Below are 18,200 nucleotides of genomic sequence, written 5' to 3'. Positions count from 1 at the left end.
GGCCGGCCCCGATCCGTCGGGGCCGGCCCCCACCCAGGCGACCCCCGCCCCGCCGGACGCCCCCGCGGCGGGAGAGCCCTACCCCCGCAGAGCAAGACCGCTGGGCAGCCGGCACCGACCGGCCCCACCGGCCCGACCGGAGGTGTGACACCGTGACTGAACAGGTAATGGTTGGCCCGTCCGCGGAACAGGTGCCAGACGGCACGGCGGACGTCTCCTGGTGGCGGGCGGCCACGCTGGACGAGCGGCACGCACTGTACGACGACGCCGGCCCGCCCGACGCCACCGGCGACGACCGCGCCGCGACCGCCTACCGGGAGTGGCGGGCCCAACGCCCCTTCACCGACGAGGGCATCTGGCAGCGCCGGCTGTCCCTCGGCCACCTCGACGACCACCGGTTCCGGGCGCTCCTGCGGCCCACCGCCCCACCGCCCGTCGACGGACCACCGCGCTGGCTTGCCGAGTTCCACAGGATCATCGGGCGGGCCGCCGACGAGAACACCCTGCCGGGTCCCGACCTGGACGGTGAGGACATCGACATCCGGGCGTACATGCTCAAGCCCTTCACCCCGTTCGTCGCCGACGCGACCGAGCGGCTGGCCGAGGTGCTCGACGAACTGGCTCTAAGCGACGCCCTCGTCGACCGGACGGCGCTGCTGCGGTCGCTGGCCAGCGAGCTCTGCGCGGCGCTCGTCGCCGGCGCGCAACGCGCGTTGATCGTGGACATCAACATCGCCCGGATCGAGGGTCGGCTGGTCGGCACCGACCCGCAGGCGCGGTACCGGGAGTTCCTGGACGGACTCACCGGCGCCCGGCTGCAGGAGTTCTTCGCCACGTACCCGGTGCTGGCCCGGCGGATGACCGAGCAGGTCGACATCTGGCTGGCCGCGAACCGCACCTTCCTGGGGCACCTGGTTGAGGACTGGCCCCACGTGGTCGCAGCCTTCGGCCTCTCCGCACAGGACCGGATCGAGGCGGTACTGCCCACCGGCGACTCGCACCGGGGCGGCCAACGCGTGTCGGTACTCGTGCTCTCCTCGGGCGCCAAGGTCGTCTACAAGCCTCGTCCGATGGCGGTCGACCAGCACCTCGCCGCATTCCTCGAACGGCTCAACCAGGCCGGCGTGGTGCCGTCGCTGCGGCTGCCCCGCTCGGTCGACGGCGGCGACCACGGTTGGCAGGAGCACGTGGGCAACGACCCGTGCCGGGACCTGGCCGAGGTAGGTGACTTCTACGAGCGCCACGGCGCCCTGCTCGCCGTGCTGCACCTGCTCCAGGCCACCGACTTCCACTCCGAGAACCTGATCGCTTCCGGCGGGCACCCGGTCCTAGTCGACCTGGAGTCGGTCCTGCAACCGGAGATCGTGCCGATCCCGGACGGGCCGATGCACCACACGTCCGAGCTGCTGGCCACCTCGGTGCTGCGGGTCGGCCTGCTCCCGGTGCCGGTCTGGGCGACCGAGGAATCTCCGGGCATCGACCTGAGCGGGCTCGCCGCACGGGCCGGTCAGCGCACCCCGATGCCAGTGCCGAGCGTCGTCGCCGCCGGCACCGACGCGATCCGGCTCGTGCTGGAGCACGGTGAGGTTCCCATCGGCGAGCATCTACCGCAGCTCGCCGAGCCGGACTCGGTGATCGACCCGCTGGACCACCTGGACCGGGTCGAGCGAGGCTTCGTCGCCGTCTACCGCCACCTGCTCGAGCACCGGGACTCGCTGGTCGAGGAACTGGTCCGGGACTTCGACTCCGACGAGATCCGGGTGATCGCCCGGGCCACCCAGACCTACGCCACCCTGCTGTTCGAGGCCACCCACCCGTGGCTGTTGCGCGACGCCGCCGACCTGGAGCGGCACTTCGACCGACTGTGGGCGGGCGACGAGGGCCACTTCCCGTTGATCGTCAGTGAACAGCACGACCTGCGCCGCGGCGACATTCCCGTGTTCGTCGCCGGGGTCTCCTCCCGCGACGTCGTCGACAGCACTGGGACGCTGGTCCCGCAGGTGCTCAGCCGGTCCGCGGGTGAGATGGTCCGGGCTCAGGTCGCCCGAATGGGAGAGGCGGACCTCGCCCGACAACTGTGGTTCCTGCGGGCCTCGGTGGCCGACCTGACCGCGGCGCGCGCCGGCGCGACGCGCACCACCCGGGAGCGGCCGGCCCGCCGACCGGCACGCAAGGGTACGGATCCGCTGGCGGCGGCCCGGGGCATCGGTGACCGGCTCTGCGCGGAGGCAGTCGCCGAGCGGGACGACGGGGTGTCCTGGGTGACGCTGGAGGCCGGCCAGAGCCAGAACTGGGCGGCGCTGCCCGCGATGATCGACCTCTACGGTGGCCTGCCCGGTATCGCTCTCTTCCTGGCCCGGCTCGGGCAGCTCACCGGCGTGCCGCGTTACACCTCGACCGCGCGCGCCGCGACCCGGTCGTTGCGGGCCATGACCGTCGGCGCCACCGACGGTACGGATGTCCGCCTCGGCGCCTTCAGCGGCCTGGGCGGGCTGGTCTACACCTTCGCCCACCTCGCTGAGGTCTGGGGCGATCCGGAGCTGGCCGCCCTCGCCGCCGACCTGGTCGTCGGGGCGGGCCGACACATCGCCGCCGACGAGCAGTTGGACCTGCTCAGCGGCTCGGCCGGATTCGTGCTCTGCGGGCTCGCCGCACACGCGCTCACCGGGCGCGACGACGTGCTGGACACGGTGGAGCGGGCCGCCGCGCACCTCGTCGAGCGAGCCGTTCCCGCCGGTGACGGCATCGGCTGGTGCAACGCCCTCAGCCCGCGTACGCCGCTGTCGGGCATGTCGCACGGCAGCTCCGGATTCGCGCTGGCGTTCGCCCGGCTCGCGGAGCGCACCGGCCGCCACGCCCACCGCGAGGCCGCGCTGGCGGCGTTCCGACACGAGCGGAGCACCTGGGACCCGGCAAAAGGCAACTGGCGGGACCTGCGGGACCCCGACATCGTGGCCCCGGGCCGCACCAGCGGCCTCGAGCCACTCGGCCCGATGACCACCTGGTGCCACGGCGCACCCGGCATCGGCCTCGCCCGGCTGGCCTGCCTGGACGTCCTCGCCGGCGACGACCCGGCGTTGGCCGGGGAGGCCGCGCAGGCACTGGCCACCACCGTCGCCGACGGGTTCGGCATGACCTTCTCGGCCTGCCACGGTGATCTCGGGAACCTGGAGCTGCTGCTGGAGGCCGGTCGCGTCCTCGGACCGGCCGCGTTGCCGACACCCGTGTCAGGGCTCGCCGCGGAGGTCATCGAGGCCGGCACCACCCTGGACTGGCCGTCGGCGACCCCGAACGGGGTGCCCACACCCGGGTTCATGATCGGGCTGGCCGGCACCGGCTACCAGTTGCTGCGACTGGCGGAACCGGACGTGGTGCCCTCGGTGCTCACCCTGGCGGCCCCGACCCGGCCCGGTGTCCGGTGAGGCTGCGCAGGAGGCGGGTGCCGGCGCTCAACCAGGTCTCGGCGACGGACTGCGGGCCGACCTGTCTGACAATGGTCTTGCGCTACCACGGCCAGCGGCGCTCCCAGGCCGAGGTCCGCCGGCACTGCGACACCGGCCGGGACGGCATCACCGCCCGTGACCTGCGCGCCGCCGCCCGGTTCTTCGGACTCACCGCGCAGAACCGCCGCCGTCCGGCGCACGAGCTGCGCGACGAGGCCATGCCGCTCATCGCCCACTGGCGGGACAACCACTTCGTCGTCGTCGAGCAGGTGCGCCGGGGCGGCGTGTCAATCGTCGACCCGGCGGCGGGCCGACGACGGCTCACCGGCGCGGAGTTCGAGGACGGCTACCAGGGGGCGTTCATCGAGCTCACCCCCGACCCGACGGCAGCTCACCGCCCGCCCGCCCCCACCGCCACCCTGACCGGGTACGTCCGCGGCCTGGTCGGCGCGGCACCCCGGCTGCTGGCCCTGGTGCTCGCCGCCACCCTCCTGCTCCAGGTCGCCGGTCTCGTGCCGGCCGCCCTGACCAAGCTGATCCTGGACGTGGTGCTGCCCCGTCACCTGTCCGGGGTGATGCCGATGCTGCTGGCCGGTCTGGTCACGATCGCGGTGACCCAGGGCGTGGTGTTGTGGCTGCGCGGCACGGCGGTCACTGTCCTGCAGGCCCGGATCGACGAGGGACTGGTGGCCGCCTTCGTCCGGCACATGCTCTCCCTGCCGTACGCGTTCTTCCAGCAGCGACTCTCCGGTGACCTGCTGGCCCGGCTCAGCAGCAACCTCGCCATCCGGGAGATCGTCACCAACCGGCTGCTCTCCACCGTGCTCGACGGCGGCCTGGTGGTGGTCTACCTGGTCGTCCTGCTCGCGATCTCACCGCTCTTCGCCCTGATCACGGTGGCGGCCACGCTGCTGCGCATCCTCTTCCTCGCCCGGACCTACCGGCCGCTGCGGGAGCTGTTGAGCCGGGAGCTGATGGCCCGGGGCGAGACGCAGGGGCAGGTCGCCCAGACCATCAACGGCATCGCCACGGTCAAGGCGCAGGGCGCGGAACAGAGCGTCTTCGACCACTGGCGGCTGCTGTTCGGGCGGCAGCTGCGGCTGTCGGTGCGGCACGGCAGGCTGCGGGCGGTCGTGGACTCCGGGGTGTCGTTCCTGTCCACCCTCACCTCCCTCGGCCTGCTGTGGCTGGCGGGTCGTCAGGTGCTGGCGGGCAGCATGACGGTCGGCACCGCACTCGCCCTGGTCTCGGTAGCCGGCGCGTTCCTGGCGCCGGCCAGCTCGCTGGTCGACAGCGTCGAGCAGCTGCAGTCCCTGCAGGCCGAGTTCGGCCGCGTCCAAGACGTGGTGGACGCCGCTCCCGAGCAGCGGTCGGACGGGACCCGGCGGCCGGTCGGCGCCGGCACCACGATCGCCCTGCGCGACGTGTCGTTCCGGTACGGGCCGGGATCGCCGTACGCGGTGCAGGGCGTCGACCTGGTCGTCGAGGAAGGGCAGAAGGTGGCCCTGGTGGGCCGGACCGGGGCAGGGAAAAGCACCCTCGGCAAGCTGATCCTCGGCCTGTACCCGCCCACCGACGGCCGGATCCTGTTCGACGGCCATCCGTTGGACGAGTACGACCTCAGCGCGTTGCGCCGCCGGTTCGGGGTCGTCCTCCAGGAGTCGTTCATCTTCAGTGGGACCATTCACAGCAACATCGCCTTCAACGACCCCGACCTGCCACCGGCAGCCGTGCAGGAAGCGGCGCGGCTGGCCTGCCTGGACGACGACATCGCCGGCATGCCGATGGGATACCGCACCTTCGTCGGGGAGGCGGGCAACGCGCTCTCCGGTGGACAACGGCAGCGGCTCGCCCTAGCCCGGGCGCTGGTCGGACACCCCGCCGTCCTGCTGCTCGACGAGGCCACCAGCCACCTGGACGCGGAGACCGAACGGCGGGTGGACGCCAACCTGGACGCGCTGCGCTGCACTCGGATCATCATCGCCCACCGGCTCAGCACGGTCCGCACCGCCGACCAGATCCTCGTGCTCGACCAGGGGCGGGTGGTGGAACGCGGCAACCACGGTGAGCTGATCCGGCAGGACGGGTTCTATGCGCGCCTGGTCGTCGGGCAGCTCGTGCCGGAGCCGACACCGTCATCCCTGCCCGCGCCGCACCGCGAGCCAGCCGTGCTCCTCGGCGGTCCGGAGCGCAACGGACAGGAACTGGGTGACCACTGGTGGAGGGGTGTCCCCGAGCCAGAGCAGTGACCAGTCGTAGTGGCTGGTGGGGGTCAGGGGAACCGCGACCAGCATGCCGTCCGTGCGCGAGACCGCGGCACGGATGCAGCCGGGCACGATGCCCAGGGCGGTGCTGCCCGGCTGCATGCCCATGGCGTCGTGCAGGGTGGCCGGCTGGATGTAGCTGGTCCGCGGACTGAAACCGGCGGTGCGGCACAGTTGGGTGACGTACTGCCGGAACTCCGGTGCCTCATCGTCGGCGTCGAGGATGAACAGCTCGTCGCGCAGGTCGCGCAGCTCGATCGAGGCGCGGCCGGCCAGCGGATGGTCGGCGGCCATCACCACGACCACCGGATCGAGGCGAATCAGCTGGCTGCGCAACATCGGCGGGGCCAGGGCCGCGCGGCAGACGGCGACGTCCAGCCGCCCGTCGGCGAGGCGGCGCAGCTGCTCGACGGAGGAGAGCTGGCGACGGTGCACCCGGACCCGCGGACAGGTCCGGACGAAATTGTCGATGAGGATGTCGTGCAGGTCGAACGCGGCGTCGACCAGGCCGATCCGCAGGTCCTCGCCGACGGCGCCGTCCCGCGCGGCCCGGACCTGCTCGACGGTCAGGCTGCTGTCCGCGAGCAACTTCCGGGCCCGGGGAAGCAGGATCCGTCCCGCCTCGGTGAGCATCACGGCCGGCCGGGTACGAACCAGCAGTTGGACGCCGAGACGCTCCTCCAGTGCCCGCACGTGGTAAGAGACCGTCGGCTGGGTCATGAACATCTGCTTGGCCGCGAGCCCGAAGTGCCGCGTCTCGGCGACCACGACGAAGACCTGAAGTTGGTGCAGATCCAGCTCCGGACCCATCCCGGCATCACCCTTCGTCGATTGATTTTCTCGATGGTCGCGCGCCGCGTACCGATTGGACATCACCCTCGGCAGTGATCACGATGAATGTCGACGGTCATCGTTCCGGCCGGTAATTGGATCGTTCCAATCCAAGCCTGCCGCGCCGCACCCGACGGGGAGCACCATGGACATCGATGCCCTACTGCTGGAGACCCTCCGTACGGTCGCTCAGGAACGGTCGGTACCTCGGGCCGCCGCCGCACTGCACGTGCACCGGACGGTGATCAGCCGCCGGTTGTCCCTGCTCGAAGGCCGCCTCGGCATCGAACTCGTCCAAGGCGGCGGCGGCGAGCTGATCCTCACCCCTGCCGCGCAGATCCTGGTGGCCGAGTCGGAGCGGATGCACGAGCACGGCGAACGGGCGGTCAACCGGGCACGCCGTGCCGCCGCACGGTTCGCCACCCCGTCCCGCACGCTGAGCATCGCCGTCCTGGACGGCCGGATATCACCGGAACTCGCCGCCCTCCGGGCGGCCCTCACCTCGCCGGCGCGGCCGGTCCACTTCCGTCGCTATCCGTACGCGGATCTGCTGGAGACCGTGCGGGACGGCCGGTGCGAACTCGCGGTGACCTGGCTCCCCATCTCCGAGACGGCCCTGCGTGGGCTGCGCGCCGCGGTCTGGCGGCGGTTTCCCCGGGTGGTGCTGGCCCCGGCGGACCACCAGCTCGCCGCCGCCTCCAGTTGCCTGCTGTCCCACCTGGCGAACCAGCCGCTGGTCGGATTCGACATCCGGCTGGACGGTCGCGCGGCCAGCTACTGGACTCTGGGGCGACACCGGGACACCCGCCGCTCCGGCGCGGGACTGCTCCGCTGCCGCAGCCAGCACCTCGCCGAACACTACGAACTGGTGGCGGCCGGCGTGGCCCTCGCCGTGGCCCCCGCCCCGCTGGCCGACCCCGACGACCCGCGGTACGTGGCGGTTCCGGTGCGCGACCTCTCACCGGCCACCCGACTGATCGTCTGGAACGCCGCCCACGAGCACCGTCTCGCACCGCTCGTCAGACGGTTCGTCGCCACGCAGGAGCCACTGCCGTGACCGGTCCCCCCGACGTCTTCGACGACCAGTGGTGGCTCTGCACCGGCACACGCGTCACCGAGCGCCCGATTCGTCCCCTCCGGGCCCTCGTCGACGGCACCACACTCTGACGACCACCACGTCCGGCCGCCGGCTGCCCGGCAGCCCGGTGCCTCCACCGGCAGCCACCGGGCGGGGACTAACCTCGTCAACCATGACCAGCCCCACGCCGCCGGACCACATCACCGAACGGTCGCGCCCCAGCCTGGCGCGTCGCCGACTGCTCGCCATGTCGATCTGGGTGGTGGCGTTCGTGGCGGGTGCCCTGCTGCTCGGTGTGCCGACCAGTGACCCGCTGCTGCCGCTGGCCTGGCTGTGGCTGGCCACCGTCGCGTGGAACAGCCACCTGTCGTGGCGGCACCACCTGACGTTCCTGCGGGACTGGGCCCCGGTCGTCCTCCTGCTGCTGGTCTACAACATCTCCCGCGGCTACGCCGACGGACTGTCCGCGCCGCACGCCCGGGAGCTGGTCGCGGCGGACCGGTGGATGTTCGGGTGGCTGCTCGGCGGGGACGTGCCGACGGTGTGGTTGCAGCGGCACCTGTGGCAGCCGGGCACGGTGCAGTGGTGGGAGGTTCCGGTCTCACTGGTGTATTTCTCCCACTTCCTCGCGGTGCCGGCCACGGCGGTGGTGCTCTGGGTGCGGTCGCGGCAGCGGTGGGCCCGCTACATGCGGCGCTGGGTGACGCTGACCCTGGCCGGGCTGGTCACCTACTTCGTCTACCCGGCGGCGCCGCCGTGGTGGGCGGCCCTGCCAGAGCACGGCAGCCTGATCGGCCCGGTGCACCGGATCTCCACCAACGGCTGGGAGGCGCTGGGGCTGCACGGCGCCGGTAACGTGCTCAACGCGCTGCAGGTCGAGGCGTCGAACCCGGTGGCGGCGATGCCGTCGCTGCACACCGCGTACGCGCTGCTGGTGGTGGCGTTCTTCCTGCCAGCCGTGCGGCGGCGGTGGTGGCCGCTGCTGCTGGCGTATCCGCTGGCCATGACGTTCACGCTGGTCTACTCCGGTGAGCACTACGTGATCGACGTGCTGGTCGGCTGGGCGTACGTGGGGATGACGTTCCTGGTCGTCGGCCTGGTGGAACGGTGGTGGGCCTCGCGGCGCCGGGACCGGGCCGGCGGGGCATCGCTCCCGGGAGCCCCGGCCACGGCGTTGACGCCCGCGTACGACGCCGGTGACCGGGCGCCGGCGAAAGTTCCAGGGCCGTCGGCCCGACAGTAGAAGCCGGGCCACCGGCCGGACCGCGACCTGCGGTTGCTGGAACTGCTGCTGCTTTCTCGGCGGTTCCCACTCGACAAAGGGTGTGGCGGGCTCAGGTTCCGGCGCCAGCGCGCTCCCGTGCCACGGTGAGGAACCACTCGACGATGTTCTCCCCAGCCAGCACACCGGTGTCGGGTGTCGGGTTCACGTGTGGCGCCGACCAGCCGGACCCGAACAGGTCACCGTGGCGCGGATGCATGCCCTGATCGGCCGTCTCGAGAAGATCGACGTCTAGCGCCGAGTCACCCGCCGCGAGCACCATCTCGGCACCGATACGGTCGGCTACCTCCCGGACCGCCGCACCCTTCGTGAGACTTCCGGGCAACCAGTAGATCTTTCGTCGGTGGACCGATACGCGCCAGCCGCCTTCGGCGGCCCACTCGATCGCTTGCATGAGCCAGTCGGCCGACATCCGCGACGGGTCGATCTCCGCGCAAAGGAACAAGTCCGCCACGGTGCGTAGCTTCCGCACCCACGGCTGGTGCGACACGTGGCCGACGTGTGTCCGGACCTCGTGCAGCGATGCCACGCCTGCCAGTCGTCTACGAACTCGCCTGTTCCAGGGCACATCAAGGTGCCCGTCGACAAACAGTAGGCCGCCATTCGCCGCCACCATGAAGTGGTGCGGGTGGCCGGGCAGCATGACACGATGCAGTTGCTCGGCTGCGCGCGTCGTCGCCGGCATCACCGTCGCAGTGGCGGAAAGGGTCTGCAGCAGATGGCCGGCCCTCGCCGTCATGAAGGAAACGTCCTGCCCGTGGCGACGCTCGACGCCAACCAGCGGCGGTCGTTCGCCCGCTGTCAGAGCCAGAGCACGCGTGGAATAGATCAAGGTCCGGTCCAGGTCGCTGGCGATGAGTAGTCGTCGCGACTGCCTCACCGTGGCCCGTGCCTCCCCTTCATCGCCGACGCAACCATGCGGTCCCTGGGCCGGATCAGGCCGACGCAACGGTATGGAAGTGCCGGGACAATCTCGACAGGAACGCCGCGCTGCTCAGCCAGTATGTGGATGTGCTGCAGATCCTCAACCGCGTCAGCTCGGACCAGGACCTTCCACGGCACGCGGCGCAGGAGGACCCGCGTGGTCTCTCCGATGCCGGGTTTGACGAGGTTGATGTCACCGATGCCGTAGTGCCGGCTGATCGCCTCGGCCGCGCGCCAGCCTGCCCAGGTCGGCGACCGATCCGCTCCTTGCAGTGTTGGCCATTCCTGGGCGACGCGTTCCGCCACGGCCGGAAACCTGGTGGTGACGGCGTCGAGGAACTGGTGCGACACGTCGACGTCGGCCAAGCCCGCGTAGAACTTCGCGCCGTGGAACTGGCGCGGCCCGATGAGGTCGTGGTTGAGGACGGTCCGCGAAACGAGGCCGGACACGGTGGAATTGAGGCACGCCGACGGGATCAGAAGATCCTCACGGGTGCCGTAGGTCTCCACGCAGCCGCCAGGATCGGCGAGTACGGCAAGGTCCGGCGTGAACCGTTCGCCGCTGGCGAGACCGAGGTGGGCGTTCGCCTTCGCAAGGGCGTCGGCAAGTTCGCGGGTGATGGCGCCTTTGCCGGTCCAGCCGTCGACGAAGGCGATGTTGGCTGGTCTGTGATGCGCGGCGAGGTACTCCAGCGCAACCAGGTCTATCCCCTGGCCACGCACGATGCTGCACGCGTAGTGCGGCACGTCGAGCCCGTACGCGAACCTGGCCCATCGTCGCATCAGCGCTCCGACCGGCGTGCCGGCCCGGGCGAGCGACACCAGCACCAGGTTCGGGCCGCGAGCGGCGAGGAGGAGTTCCGTGACGATGCCGACCGCCCAGGCAAGTTGCGACGCTGAGGTGGCGAGTTGCTCCTGGAACAACCGCTGATATTCGGTGCTCGGCTGGTACTCGACCGGTAGCGAGGCCGCATAGTGTGCCCGGCCGGATTGGACTGCTTCTTCCCGCTCGTCGACGGGCGCTTCGAGGTCGGCTTTCGACAGGTCGGTCAGGAGCCAGGCGACGTCGTCGTGGTCGTAGCTTCCAAAGGTCGGTCCGTGGAGGGGTTCCGGCAGATCTGGTTCGGCTCGTGCGGGGGCGGACATGGCATGGGCTCCGGCGGTGGTTGGTAGGCAGGCAGGGTCAACAAATGCACCTGGTCGCAGCAGCCGGCGAGCTGGTCGAGCAGCCCACCCTGGGAGTGCAGCGCCGCAGTGTCGCCAGGTTGGTCGACGACGACGAGGATGTCGGTGAACCGATGGTCCGGGTTCGAGCCGGGTGCCACGTTGTAGGCAAATCGTGGCCCCGGCCCATCGGCCGGGTTGTCGTGGCTGGGGAAGGTGAGGCGGTTACGGATGGCGTAGCCGGCATCGTCGACCGGGAGCACCGGGGATCGGGTGGTGCTGGAGAACCGGACCTCGGTTCTCTCGCCCAGTAGGTCCTTGAGCCGGTTGGCGATGACCAGTGGCGCGTACATCAGCTCTTCACACCCGAGCACGAGGACCCGAGCTCCGACGAGCCTGGAGGCAACCTGCTGAGCGACCTCATGGGCGACTGACCACAGGGCCGCCCGGTGGTGGCTGCCGAACCCGTGTCTACCCCCCTCGCGGATGCCCTTCCAGCCGGTCAGGGACAGGCGCTGCGGTGGAGTGCGCCCGGTGGGCCGATCGACGGAAACAGTGTGTTCACCGACGAGCTGCTGGCCGATCGATGCCGCGTCGGCGGGAAGGTCGAGGTGCCCTTCGACCAGTGCGACGACAGTGACGGCGGCCCCGAGTGAGGCTGCCATTGACGCCATCCGGGCCTTGTCCGCACGTGAGCGGAGGTCCACCAGGGAGGCGATCACATACCGGGATCGAGGTGCCAGGGCATGCAGGGCGGCGATGGTGTTGAGCGCTGTCCTACCGGTGGAGAGTTCGTCATCGACGAGGAGCAGCGGACCGGCGCGTGCCAGCAGCGTCGGGTCCTCAGGCAGCAGCAGGTGCCGGGTGGCGTGACTGTGCTCCTCCTCGAAACCGGCGGCCGCGACCGTTCCCGGCGGACAACGGCGGGTGGAGTGCAGGCAGTCCGCGTCGAGGGCGTCCGCAACGGCATGGCCGAGCGCCGTCGCGGTCTCGGCGTAACCGAGCACGGCCATCGATGCGACCACGAGCGGCCATCCGGCTGGTCGACTACTCGCATGCTCGGCACACCGGCGCAGAAGCGCGGTGGCGGAGTCCGGTGAGCCGCGGAGCGCGGACCTGAGCAGGGCGGGGCCGACCTCGGCGATGCCGCTGTCCCGTCCGGTGATGCAATCGGCGGCCAAGGCGCCGAGAAGGCGTCCCGCTCCGTAGACGATCGTCGGATCGGTCGGTATGTGCTTGCCGAGTACGGAGGAAACGATCAGGTGCGAGCGCCGTGGGTTGCGTCTGAGGGCCAGCCCCACCAGGTCGGACAGGGTCAGCTCGGGCCGGGCATCGTTGGCGAGGCTCAGCCCCAGCCGGTCAGCGACCCATTGGCCGTTCCAGACGACGCTCACCGCTGCAGTCCCGCACCCAGCAGGTCGACGAAGGAGACGTCCTCGTTGGCGACGCCGAAGACCTGGGCTCGCCGTGCGATCCGCTCGGCCCACGCGGTATGGGGCTTGCTCTCGTTCATCTTGTTTCCATAGGTCGAGGTCCGCACGCCACCCTGCGCGTCCGTGTCGAGGATGTCGATGGCGTCGCAGAATTCCTCGTGCGTCACCACCGACAACGCGTGGACGACGGCGACATGGCTCGGGTGGATGACCGTCTTGCCGGTCAGCCCGTTCGCCTTGTCCAGCGCCACCTCTCGGATGAGCCCGTCGAGATCCTTGGCGATTAGTTCTGCTCGAAGCGCCCGCTCGGCGGACTCGACGAACGGGGACTCCCGCAGTTGTGGCTTGAAGATGCGCTCCGAGCGGGAGAAGTACTCCCACACCGGCCCGGTGACGACAAACCTGTTGCCGTCCGTGCGAGTCAGAACGTTGACCACGTCGGCGATAAGGTCAGCGATCACGCGAACGTCGTAGACCGAGAGGTCCCGGGAACGACGCAGCCCGTACACCGCGGACAGGTCGGTGGCACCGATTCGCACCGCGAGGATGTGATCCCGGTACTTCGCCAGTAGCCGCTGCACGCCGAGGAGCGCGCCGATCCGTGACTCCGCGAAGACGATCTCCGGTGACTCGAGAACCGGCATCGCAAGGAGTCGGCGGCCGACCACCGCGCCGGCCTCGATGATCGCCTCGAGGAAAGCCGGACCGGTTTCCTCGGTGAACTTGGGCAACACGAAGCCGATCAGCGTGCCTGCATACTCACCGAGGCCCGTCACGATCCGCGCGACCTGGTCTGCTGACCGGACCCGGACGAAGATCATGGGCCCCTCCGGATCAGTCGCTGCATACTCGCGCAGCTGCGCCACGACATTGAGTTCGGCGGCCGGCACGTCCTCGTCGGCGATCGCGTCCTCCAGGCACACCACAACGCTGATGAGCCCCTGCGTGGCACGCCTGGCCAGATCGGTCGCCAGCTGGGGTCGCGTTGCCGGGCAGTAGAGAGTCGCGCCGAGTGCAACACCGAGCACGCCGAGGGGATCCTCCAAGGTGAAGGGCTCCGGAGCGTGCAGGAACAGCCGTGCCCGGTCGAATTCGGAGAGGAAGCTGTAGTGCCGCATCGTTGGTTCCCCGTTCACTGCCGCTGACACTGGTCACGCCTGTCCTGTCGCCTTCCGACAGCTCTCACGACAGTGGGGTACGTCCGTCCAGCCAGGTGATCCGGTCGAAGCCGTAGGCGAGACACGCGTCGCGCACCGACCCGTCGACCGTCTCCATCTCCGAGCGGAGGACGAACTCTCCGCGGACGTTGTATAGCGAAAGGATCACGCGTACCCCGCAGGACGGAGCTCCGCCGAGCGGCACCTCAATTCGAGCGCCGCCGGCCGTGGTGACGACGAGTGCACCACCCCAGCTCAGCACCACGCCCTGCTCGGAGTACCCGTAGACGATCAGCCGCTCGACCTCGCCGCACTGCCGCAGGTCGACGCTTATCTGGTCGTACCGGCCGCTGCGGGCAACGATCACCGGATGCGCGGACCCACGCGGGGCCAGGGCCGTACCGTCGCCCCGCTGCACCGCTGATGTCTCACCCGAGCGCAGCTCGTACGCGCAGCCGAGCCGCAGATCGCCCACGTCGTCGGCGCATCGCGCCTGCATGATGAGGGTGCCGATGCCGGACTGGAGCCGGGTCAGGGCCAACGCCGGCGCCGAGGAAGTGAGCACTGTCGTACCGGGTCGTGTCCGGCCGACGAGGTGCCTCCACCTTTGCAGGGGAGCCTGTTGTCGGGCCGGCGCGGGCAGCTGGGGTGCTGCGGGGGACAGATCGAGCGACGCCGCGACCGACGCCGGTCGCGCCGGCACGGCGACGGGGTCTTGCAGGACCGGCAAGCCACTCCTTTGGGCCAACGGGTCGGCCTGCAGCTTCCTGACCGCCCCTGCGGCTAGCGGGCTGGCTTTCGGCCTGGTCCGACGCCGGAGAAACGGCAGATCATGCCGGATAGGCGCATCCCGTGGATCCGGCATGCTCACAGGTTCACCGCGTAGTCGGCGGCAAGACCGGTGATGCCATTGGCATAGCCCTCACCGATGACCTTGAACTTCCACTCGGTGTCCCGACGGTAAACCTCGCCCAGCGCGACCGCGGTCTCGTCGGTCAGCCACCGTGCGAGGTTCTCCGATCGGACCAGCTCACGGTTGTCGGCCAGGTTCATCACCCGGATCCCACATTTCTTCAGCTGACCGAGCGTCCGCCGGCGTGCCGGCCCCGCATTGATGTAGAGCGCTACCACGATCCGGCTGATCTCTGCAGGGACCCGGTCGAGATCTACCTCGATCTGCTCGTCGTCCGCGCCGAGCACCTCCTCCAACTGCCGCACAGACATGTCGGGGCAGCTCAATTGGTTGAAGTACACGAAATGCTCGTCGGACAGGGCCCGGTTGGCAGAGTCACAGAGAATGGTGGCTGTCACCAGGTTCTGCGCGAGGACGGCCTCGGAGGCCGCGTCCCAGAAGACTCCGACGACGATCCCGGCCAGTCCGGGCACCTCTCGGGTCAGGGCGACGTTGGCACCGCGCTTCATAACCGACATCAAAGTTCCAAGTCCGATCGGGAGAACTTCGTACGCAGAAAGTTGCCCTGAGTGATGAGGGCGTCCACATCCTGGGCCCGCGCGGCGCCGAGTAGCTCTGCGGCAGAGTCGAGCAGCGATTCGAGCTGGTCCTGAAGGGACTCGGCCGGGGTTTGTTCCCCCATCCGGGGCACATCGAGCTGGCTGGGATCAAGCGCCAGGAACCGTTTCAGCGTCGTGGGTAGGTAGTCCTCAACGGTGGCTTCGACCGATATGACGGCGCGCGGCTCAGCCGACTGGGTCTCAAATCCGTCGATGACCTGCCCTAGCAGATCCGTGATCAGCCGGGCGGTCACCACGGATTCCCGGGGCAACCTGCCAGAGCTCCGGTTGATGTATCGAACGAGCTCCGCCAGCCGCTCGCGCAGCACTGCGGAGTTGCCCTCGGGCTGGTCTGTCGGTGATGGGCGGGCGATGTCCCGCCCTCGCCGGAACCAGGCAACCATTCCGCTTCCACTTCTCAGAGCCGAACGCCTCAGGACCCGAGCTGCCCGACGGTGCCGCTCTCACCGCGACGCGTCCGCTCCAGGTAGGGCCGGGCACGCTCGATCTGGCCTTCCAGGGCCTTCACCGTCGAAGCCATGCTCTCCGTCGCCTGGCTACGGAATACGTCGAGCGCATCCATCGTATGGAAGATGTTGTCGAACGCAGCCTGGAGCTTCCCGAGCTCGATAGTCGAACTCGCTGCCTGCTGGCTGATCTGCGCGCCCTGCATCCGCAATTGACTGGAGGTGGCCTCGATGAGGTCCGAGGTCACCGTGTTCAAGGCCGCGACCTGGTCGAGCACGAGCTTCTGCCGGGCCAGGGCCTGCGCCACGATGACTGCGGTGCGGAGCGCGGCGACAGTCGTGGTCTGCGCCCGGTCAACCCCTTTGATGAGCTCGATATTGTTCTTTCGAACAAGATCGAGTGCCATGTATCCTTGTACCGCCACGGCGGTCTGAGTCATGATGTCCTGCCGGCGCTGCCGGATCGGGAAAAGGGCATCCGATCGAAGCGTGTTGGCGTCCTCCGTCTTGCCGGCCGCCTCCAGCTCAGCGACCTTGGCCTCCACAGCTGCATCGAGAGCCGTTGCCAGTTCGTTGTACTCGGTGAGCTTGGTCATCATCGCCCACATGTTCTTCTTCTCGGTCTCGATGCTTGCGTTGTCCTTACGCAGCTCGTCCTGGCCGGACTCGAGCGCCTTGATGATGGCGTTCAGGTGACTCTGAGCGGACTGGTACTTGGCGAAGTACCTCTGGAGCCGATCTGCGCCGGGCAGAAGTCTGAGGAACCTTCTCGCGCTGGTCAGATCCGCGCGGGCCGGGTCCAGGTCCGTGACCGTCGCCCGCAGTTCGGCCAGCGTGTTGGCCACCCTCGACTGCACGTCCTCGCCACCGCGCCCACGCCCGGATCTCAGGGCAGCAGAAGGGCGATCCAGCATCCGGTTCGACACGCTCGCCGATGCGCGCATCTCCCGGTCGCCCATCGAGCTGATCGCGATCACCTTTTCGGCGAACGCGGGCGAGCGCATGTCCAACGCGGTCAATTCTGCGACGAACGCCTCCGCCTTGCTACGCAACTCCCGCTGCTGGGCGCTATCCACGCCTACCGCGCCGACCGCCTGCTCCTTCTCCACCATCACGACCGGGGCCGGCGGAGTGAGGACCAGGGCGCCGCTCGGCGCGGGGGCGGCGGGGGTGGGAGACGCACCGAGATCGAGTTCGGACATTGCCGGTGCTCCTTCACATGCAGCGGGGCGGTTGATCGACGTGTTGCGGTGAGGTGTTCAGATGCCTACAGATGTGCGGCAATAGCCGGAAGCAGGTCGCGGAAGGTTCGCCCGGAGGCAGCTGCTCCAATGGCAGTCATCAACCAGGTCTGTTGTTCGCGAGCCACCTTGGCCATGACCTGGGCCGTGTGACGGCCGGAGCCCGTCAGGTCATACCGCGCAACCTCCCGCTCGGTTGACTCGTCGATCAGCCGGCAGAAGGCGTTCTCGATCTGGGAGAAGTCCTGGCCAGTGAAGGAGTTCACAGTGAAGATCAGAGTCTGTACCTCAGGAGAAAGGCGTGACAGATCCACCTTGATCGACTCGTCGTCGCCGTCGCCCACGCCGGTCAGGTTGTCTCCCGTGTGCTGGACCGCCCCGTCCCGACTCTTCAGCTGCCGGAACCACACCTGGTCGACCAGCTCGCCTCGTGCGTTGAAGAGCAGGCAGGAGGCATCAAGGTCGATTGTCTGCTTCCTCATCCCGAACAAGCCCTTCTTGGGGGCAGCGTCCCAGCCCAGCCCCATGCGTACCCGCGTCAGGGTGCCTCCGCCGGCCTTCGTCAGGGAGACCTTCTGCCCCTTACTCAGACTCACCGTCATCCTCTTGTCCTTGTCTCTCCTCCGCCGTCGGGCGGGATCGGCGGCGCTCCGGCGCTCCGGACGCCTTCGTTACTTGCGGCCGGGGCTCCAGTTCATTCCCCAGCCATAGGCGCGGTCGAGCTTGCTCTGGCCGCCGTCCACGTATCTGACTTCGCGATGCACGGACAGCTCACCGTTCCTCGATTCGAGCATGGCGATGCCACAGATCCGGGCACCGTCCCGGGAGTCGTCCAAGCGCACCTCGACCTGCGGACCGGTGGCCGGGTAGAGGGTCACCACACCGTCCGCCGCGGACCAGTTGGGAACCCCGTCGTAGATGAAGGCGAACACCAGGACCCGCCGGATCTGCGCCGCATGCGCCAGGTCGATGAACAGGTTCTCGCCGGCCGAGTTGCTTCCGGTCCGGTCGTCGCCGTCGAGCCAGATGACGCGCTCCCGAACGTTGTACGGCCGCGCATCGAAAGCATTCCCCAGTGCCTGGACAACGCCCTTCGAGCCGTCAGTGAACTCATACAGACAGCCGAGGTCCAGGTCGATCGCCCCGGCACCCCGCTGCCCGAAGATCCCGCCGCTCCGACTACCCGGGCGCGCATTCCAGTTGAGGTTGATCCTCAGCACACCACTTGTGGATCCCTGCTTCGTAAGAGATACCACCGGAGCGTTCTTGGTGAGGGTCACCTTCGACAGCGACACCGGTGCGCCCTGGCCCGACATCGCAGGCGCGGATGGGCTCTTCGGTCGCTTGGTGTAGTCGATTCCCATGGCTCTTGGCTCCTTCAGCCATCCGTCCAGCAGCAAACAG

The 18,200-nt window shown here is 69.3% G+C and carries 15 protein-coding genes; 4 read left to right on the top strand and 11 right to left on the bottom strand.

Translation table 11 applies throughout. The annotated features are described in order from the left end of the window. Positions 1-152 precede the first annotated feature (152 nt). Together MRQ36_RS27175 and MRQ36_RS27170 are read left to right on the top strand one after the other, a co-directional pair. The gene (locus MRQ36_RS27175; RefSeq protein ID WP_242799587.1) at positions 153-3,422 is read left to right on the top strand and encodes a type 2 lanthipeptide synthetase LanM family protein; all 3,270 of its coding nucleotides are present in this window, start codon (positions 153-155) and stop codon (positions 3,420-3,422) included. Further along, a complete protein-coding gene (locus MRQ36_RS27170; protein ID WP_308194924.1) occupies positions 3,419-5,692 on the top strand; it encodes a peptidase domain-containing ABC transporter in 2,274 nt (757 codons plus the stop codon). The genes MRQ36_RS27175 and MRQ36_RS27170 overlap by 4 nt, the downstream gene beginning before the upstream one ends. On the opposite strand, the gene MRQ36_RS27165 is transcribed toward MRQ36_RS27170, so the two are convergent. Then, a complete protein-coding gene (locus MRQ36_RS27165) occupies positions 5,579-6,517 on the bottom strand; it encodes a LysR substrate-binding domain-containing protein (protein ID WP_242799583.1) in 939 nt (312 codons plus the stop codon). The genes MRQ36_RS27170 and MRQ36_RS27165 overlap by 114 nt on opposite strands. A 166-nt stretch (positions 6,518-6,683) precedes the next feature. Here MRQ36_RS27165 and MRQ36_RS27160 point away from each other — a divergent pair, with 166 nt between their 5' ends. Together MRQ36_RS27160 and MRQ36_RS27155 are read left to right on the top strand one after the other, a co-directional pair. Continuing rightward, on the top strand, positions 6,684-7,595 hold the full coding sequence (locus MRQ36_RS27160; RefSeq protein ID WP_242799581.1) for a LysR family transcriptional regulator: 912 nt from the start codon (positions 6,684-6,686) through the stop codon (positions 7,593-7,595). Positions 7,596-7,788: 193 nt separating this feature from the next. Next, positions 7,789-8,859, top strand: coding sequence for a phosphatase PAP2 family protein (locus MRQ36_RS27155; RefSeq protein WP_242799580.1), 1,071 nt, complete (start codon positions 7,789-7,791; stop codon positions 8,857-8,859). A 91-nt stretch (positions 8,860-8,950) separates the two neighbouring features. Here MRQ36_RS27155 and MRQ36_RS27150 read toward each other — a convergent pair whose 3' ends face one another. The 10 genes from MRQ36_RS27150 to MRQ36_RS27105 form a co-directional block, all read right to left on the bottom strand. After that, complete coding sequence (locus tag MRQ36_RS27150) at positions 8,951-9,730, bottom strand: HAD family hydrolase (protein ID WP_242799579.1); 780 nt, start codon at positions 9,728-9,730, stop codon at positions 8,951-8,953. 44 nt (positions 9,731-9,774) lie between these two features. Next, positions 9,775-10,968, bottom strand: coding sequence for a cysteine protease StiP family protein (locus MRQ36_RS27145; RefSeq protein WP_242799578.1), 1,194 nt, complete (start codon positions 10,966-10,968; stop codon positions 9,775-9,777). Then, complete coding sequence (locus MRQ36_RS27140) at positions 10,872-12,380, bottom strand: phosphoribosyltransferase family protein (RefSeq protein ID WP_242799577.1); 1,509 nt, start codon at positions 12,378-12,380, stop codon at positions 10,872-10,874. The genes MRQ36_RS27145 and MRQ36_RS27140 overlap by 97 nt, the downstream gene beginning before the upstream one ends. Continuing rightward, positions 12,377-13,537, bottom strand: coding sequence for an HpcH/HpaI aldolase/citrate lyase family protein (locus MRQ36_RS27135; protein ID WP_242799575.1), 1,161 nt, complete (start codon positions 13,535-13,537; stop codon positions 12,377-12,379). The genes MRQ36_RS27140 and MRQ36_RS27135 overlap by 4 nt, the downstream gene beginning before the upstream one ends. Before the next feature lie 64 nt (positions 13,538-13,601). Then, positions 13,602-14,141: a hypothetical protein gene (locus MRQ36_RS27130; RefSeq protein ID WP_242799574.1), complete on the bottom strand. Its 540-nt coding sequence runs from the start codon at positions 14,139-14,141 to the stop codon at positions 13,602-13,604. A 302-nt stretch (positions 14,142-14,443) separates the two neighbouring features. Further along, positions 14,444-14,998 carry a TerD family protein gene (locus MRQ36_RS27125; RefSeq protein WP_242799572.1) on the bottom strand — a complete coding sequence of 185 codons (555 nt, stop codon included), beginning with the start codon at positions 14,996-14,998 and terminating at the stop codon, positions 14,444-14,446. Positions 14,999-15,006: 8 nt separating this feature from the next. After that, positions 15,007-15,342, bottom strand: a complete 336-nt coding sequence (locus MRQ36_RS27120; protein ID WP_242799571.1) for a hypothetical protein — start codon at positions 15,340-15,342, stop codon at positions 15,007-15,009. Between the two features lie 179 nt (positions 15,343-15,521). After that, positions 15,522-16,757: a toxic anion resistance protein gene (locus tag MRQ36_RS27115; protein WP_242799570.1), complete on the bottom strand. Its 1,236-nt coding sequence runs from the start codon at positions 16,755-16,757 to the stop codon at positions 15,522-15,524. A 65-nt stretch (positions 16,758-16,822) separates the two neighbouring features. Then, positions 16,823-17,398, bottom strand: coding sequence for a TerD family protein (locus tag MRQ36_RS27110; RefSeq protein ID WP_242799568.1), 576 nt, complete (start codon positions 17,396-17,398; stop codon positions 16,823-16,825). A 69-nt stretch (positions 17,399-17,467) separates the two neighbouring features. Then, on the bottom strand, positions 17,468-18,160 hold the full coding sequence (locus MRQ36_RS27105; protein ID WP_242799567.1) for a hypothetical protein: 693 nt from the start codon (positions 18,158-18,160) through the stop codon (positions 17,468-17,470). Positions 18,161-18,200: the final 40 nt, after the last annotated feature.

Source organism: Micromonospora sp. R77, assembly GCF_022747945.1.
Taxonomy (GTDB): Bacteria; Actinomycetota; Actinomycetes; order Mycobacteriales; family Micromonosporaceae; genus Micromonospora.
This window is presented reverse-complemented; position numbering and strand designations above follow the sequence as displayed.

Coding starts and splice junctions, on each gene's coding strand:
- MRQ36_RS27165 (WP_242799583.1), bottom strand. CDS start 6,517: ATGGGTCCGGAGCTGGATCTGCACCAACTTCAGGTCTTCGTCGTGGTC.
- MRQ36_RS27160 (WP_242799581.1), top strand. CDS start 6,684: ATGGACATCGATGCCCTACTGCTGGAGACCCTCCGTACGGTCGCTCAG.
- MRQ36_RS27155 (WP_242799580.1), top strand. CDS start 7,789: ATGACCAGCCCCACGCCGCCGGACCACATCACCGAACGGTCGCGCCCC.
- MRQ36_RS27145 (WP_242799578.1), bottom strand. CDS start 10,968: ATGTCCGCCCCCGCACGAGCCGAACCAGATCTGCCGGAACCCCTCCAC.
- MRQ36_RS27135 (WP_242799575.1), bottom strand. CDS start 13,537: ATGCGGCACTACAGCTTCCTCTCCGAATTCGACCGGGCACGGCTGTTC.
- MRQ36_RS27125 (WP_242799572.1), bottom strand. CDS start 14,998: ATGAAGCGCGGTGCCAACGTCGCCCTGACCCGAGAGGTGCCCGGACTG.
- MRQ36_RS27115 (WP_242799570.1), bottom strand. CDS start 16,757: ATGTCCGAACTCGATCTCGGTGCGTCTCCCACCCCCGCCGCCCCCGCG.
- MRQ36_RS27110 (WP_242799568.1), bottom strand. CDS start 17,398: ATGACGGTGAGTCTGAGTAAGGGGCAGAAGGTCTCCCTGACGAAGGCC.
- MRQ36_RS27105 (WP_242799567.1), bottom strand. CDS start 18,160: ATGGGAATCGACTACACCAAGCGACCGAAGAGCCCATCCGCGCCTGCG.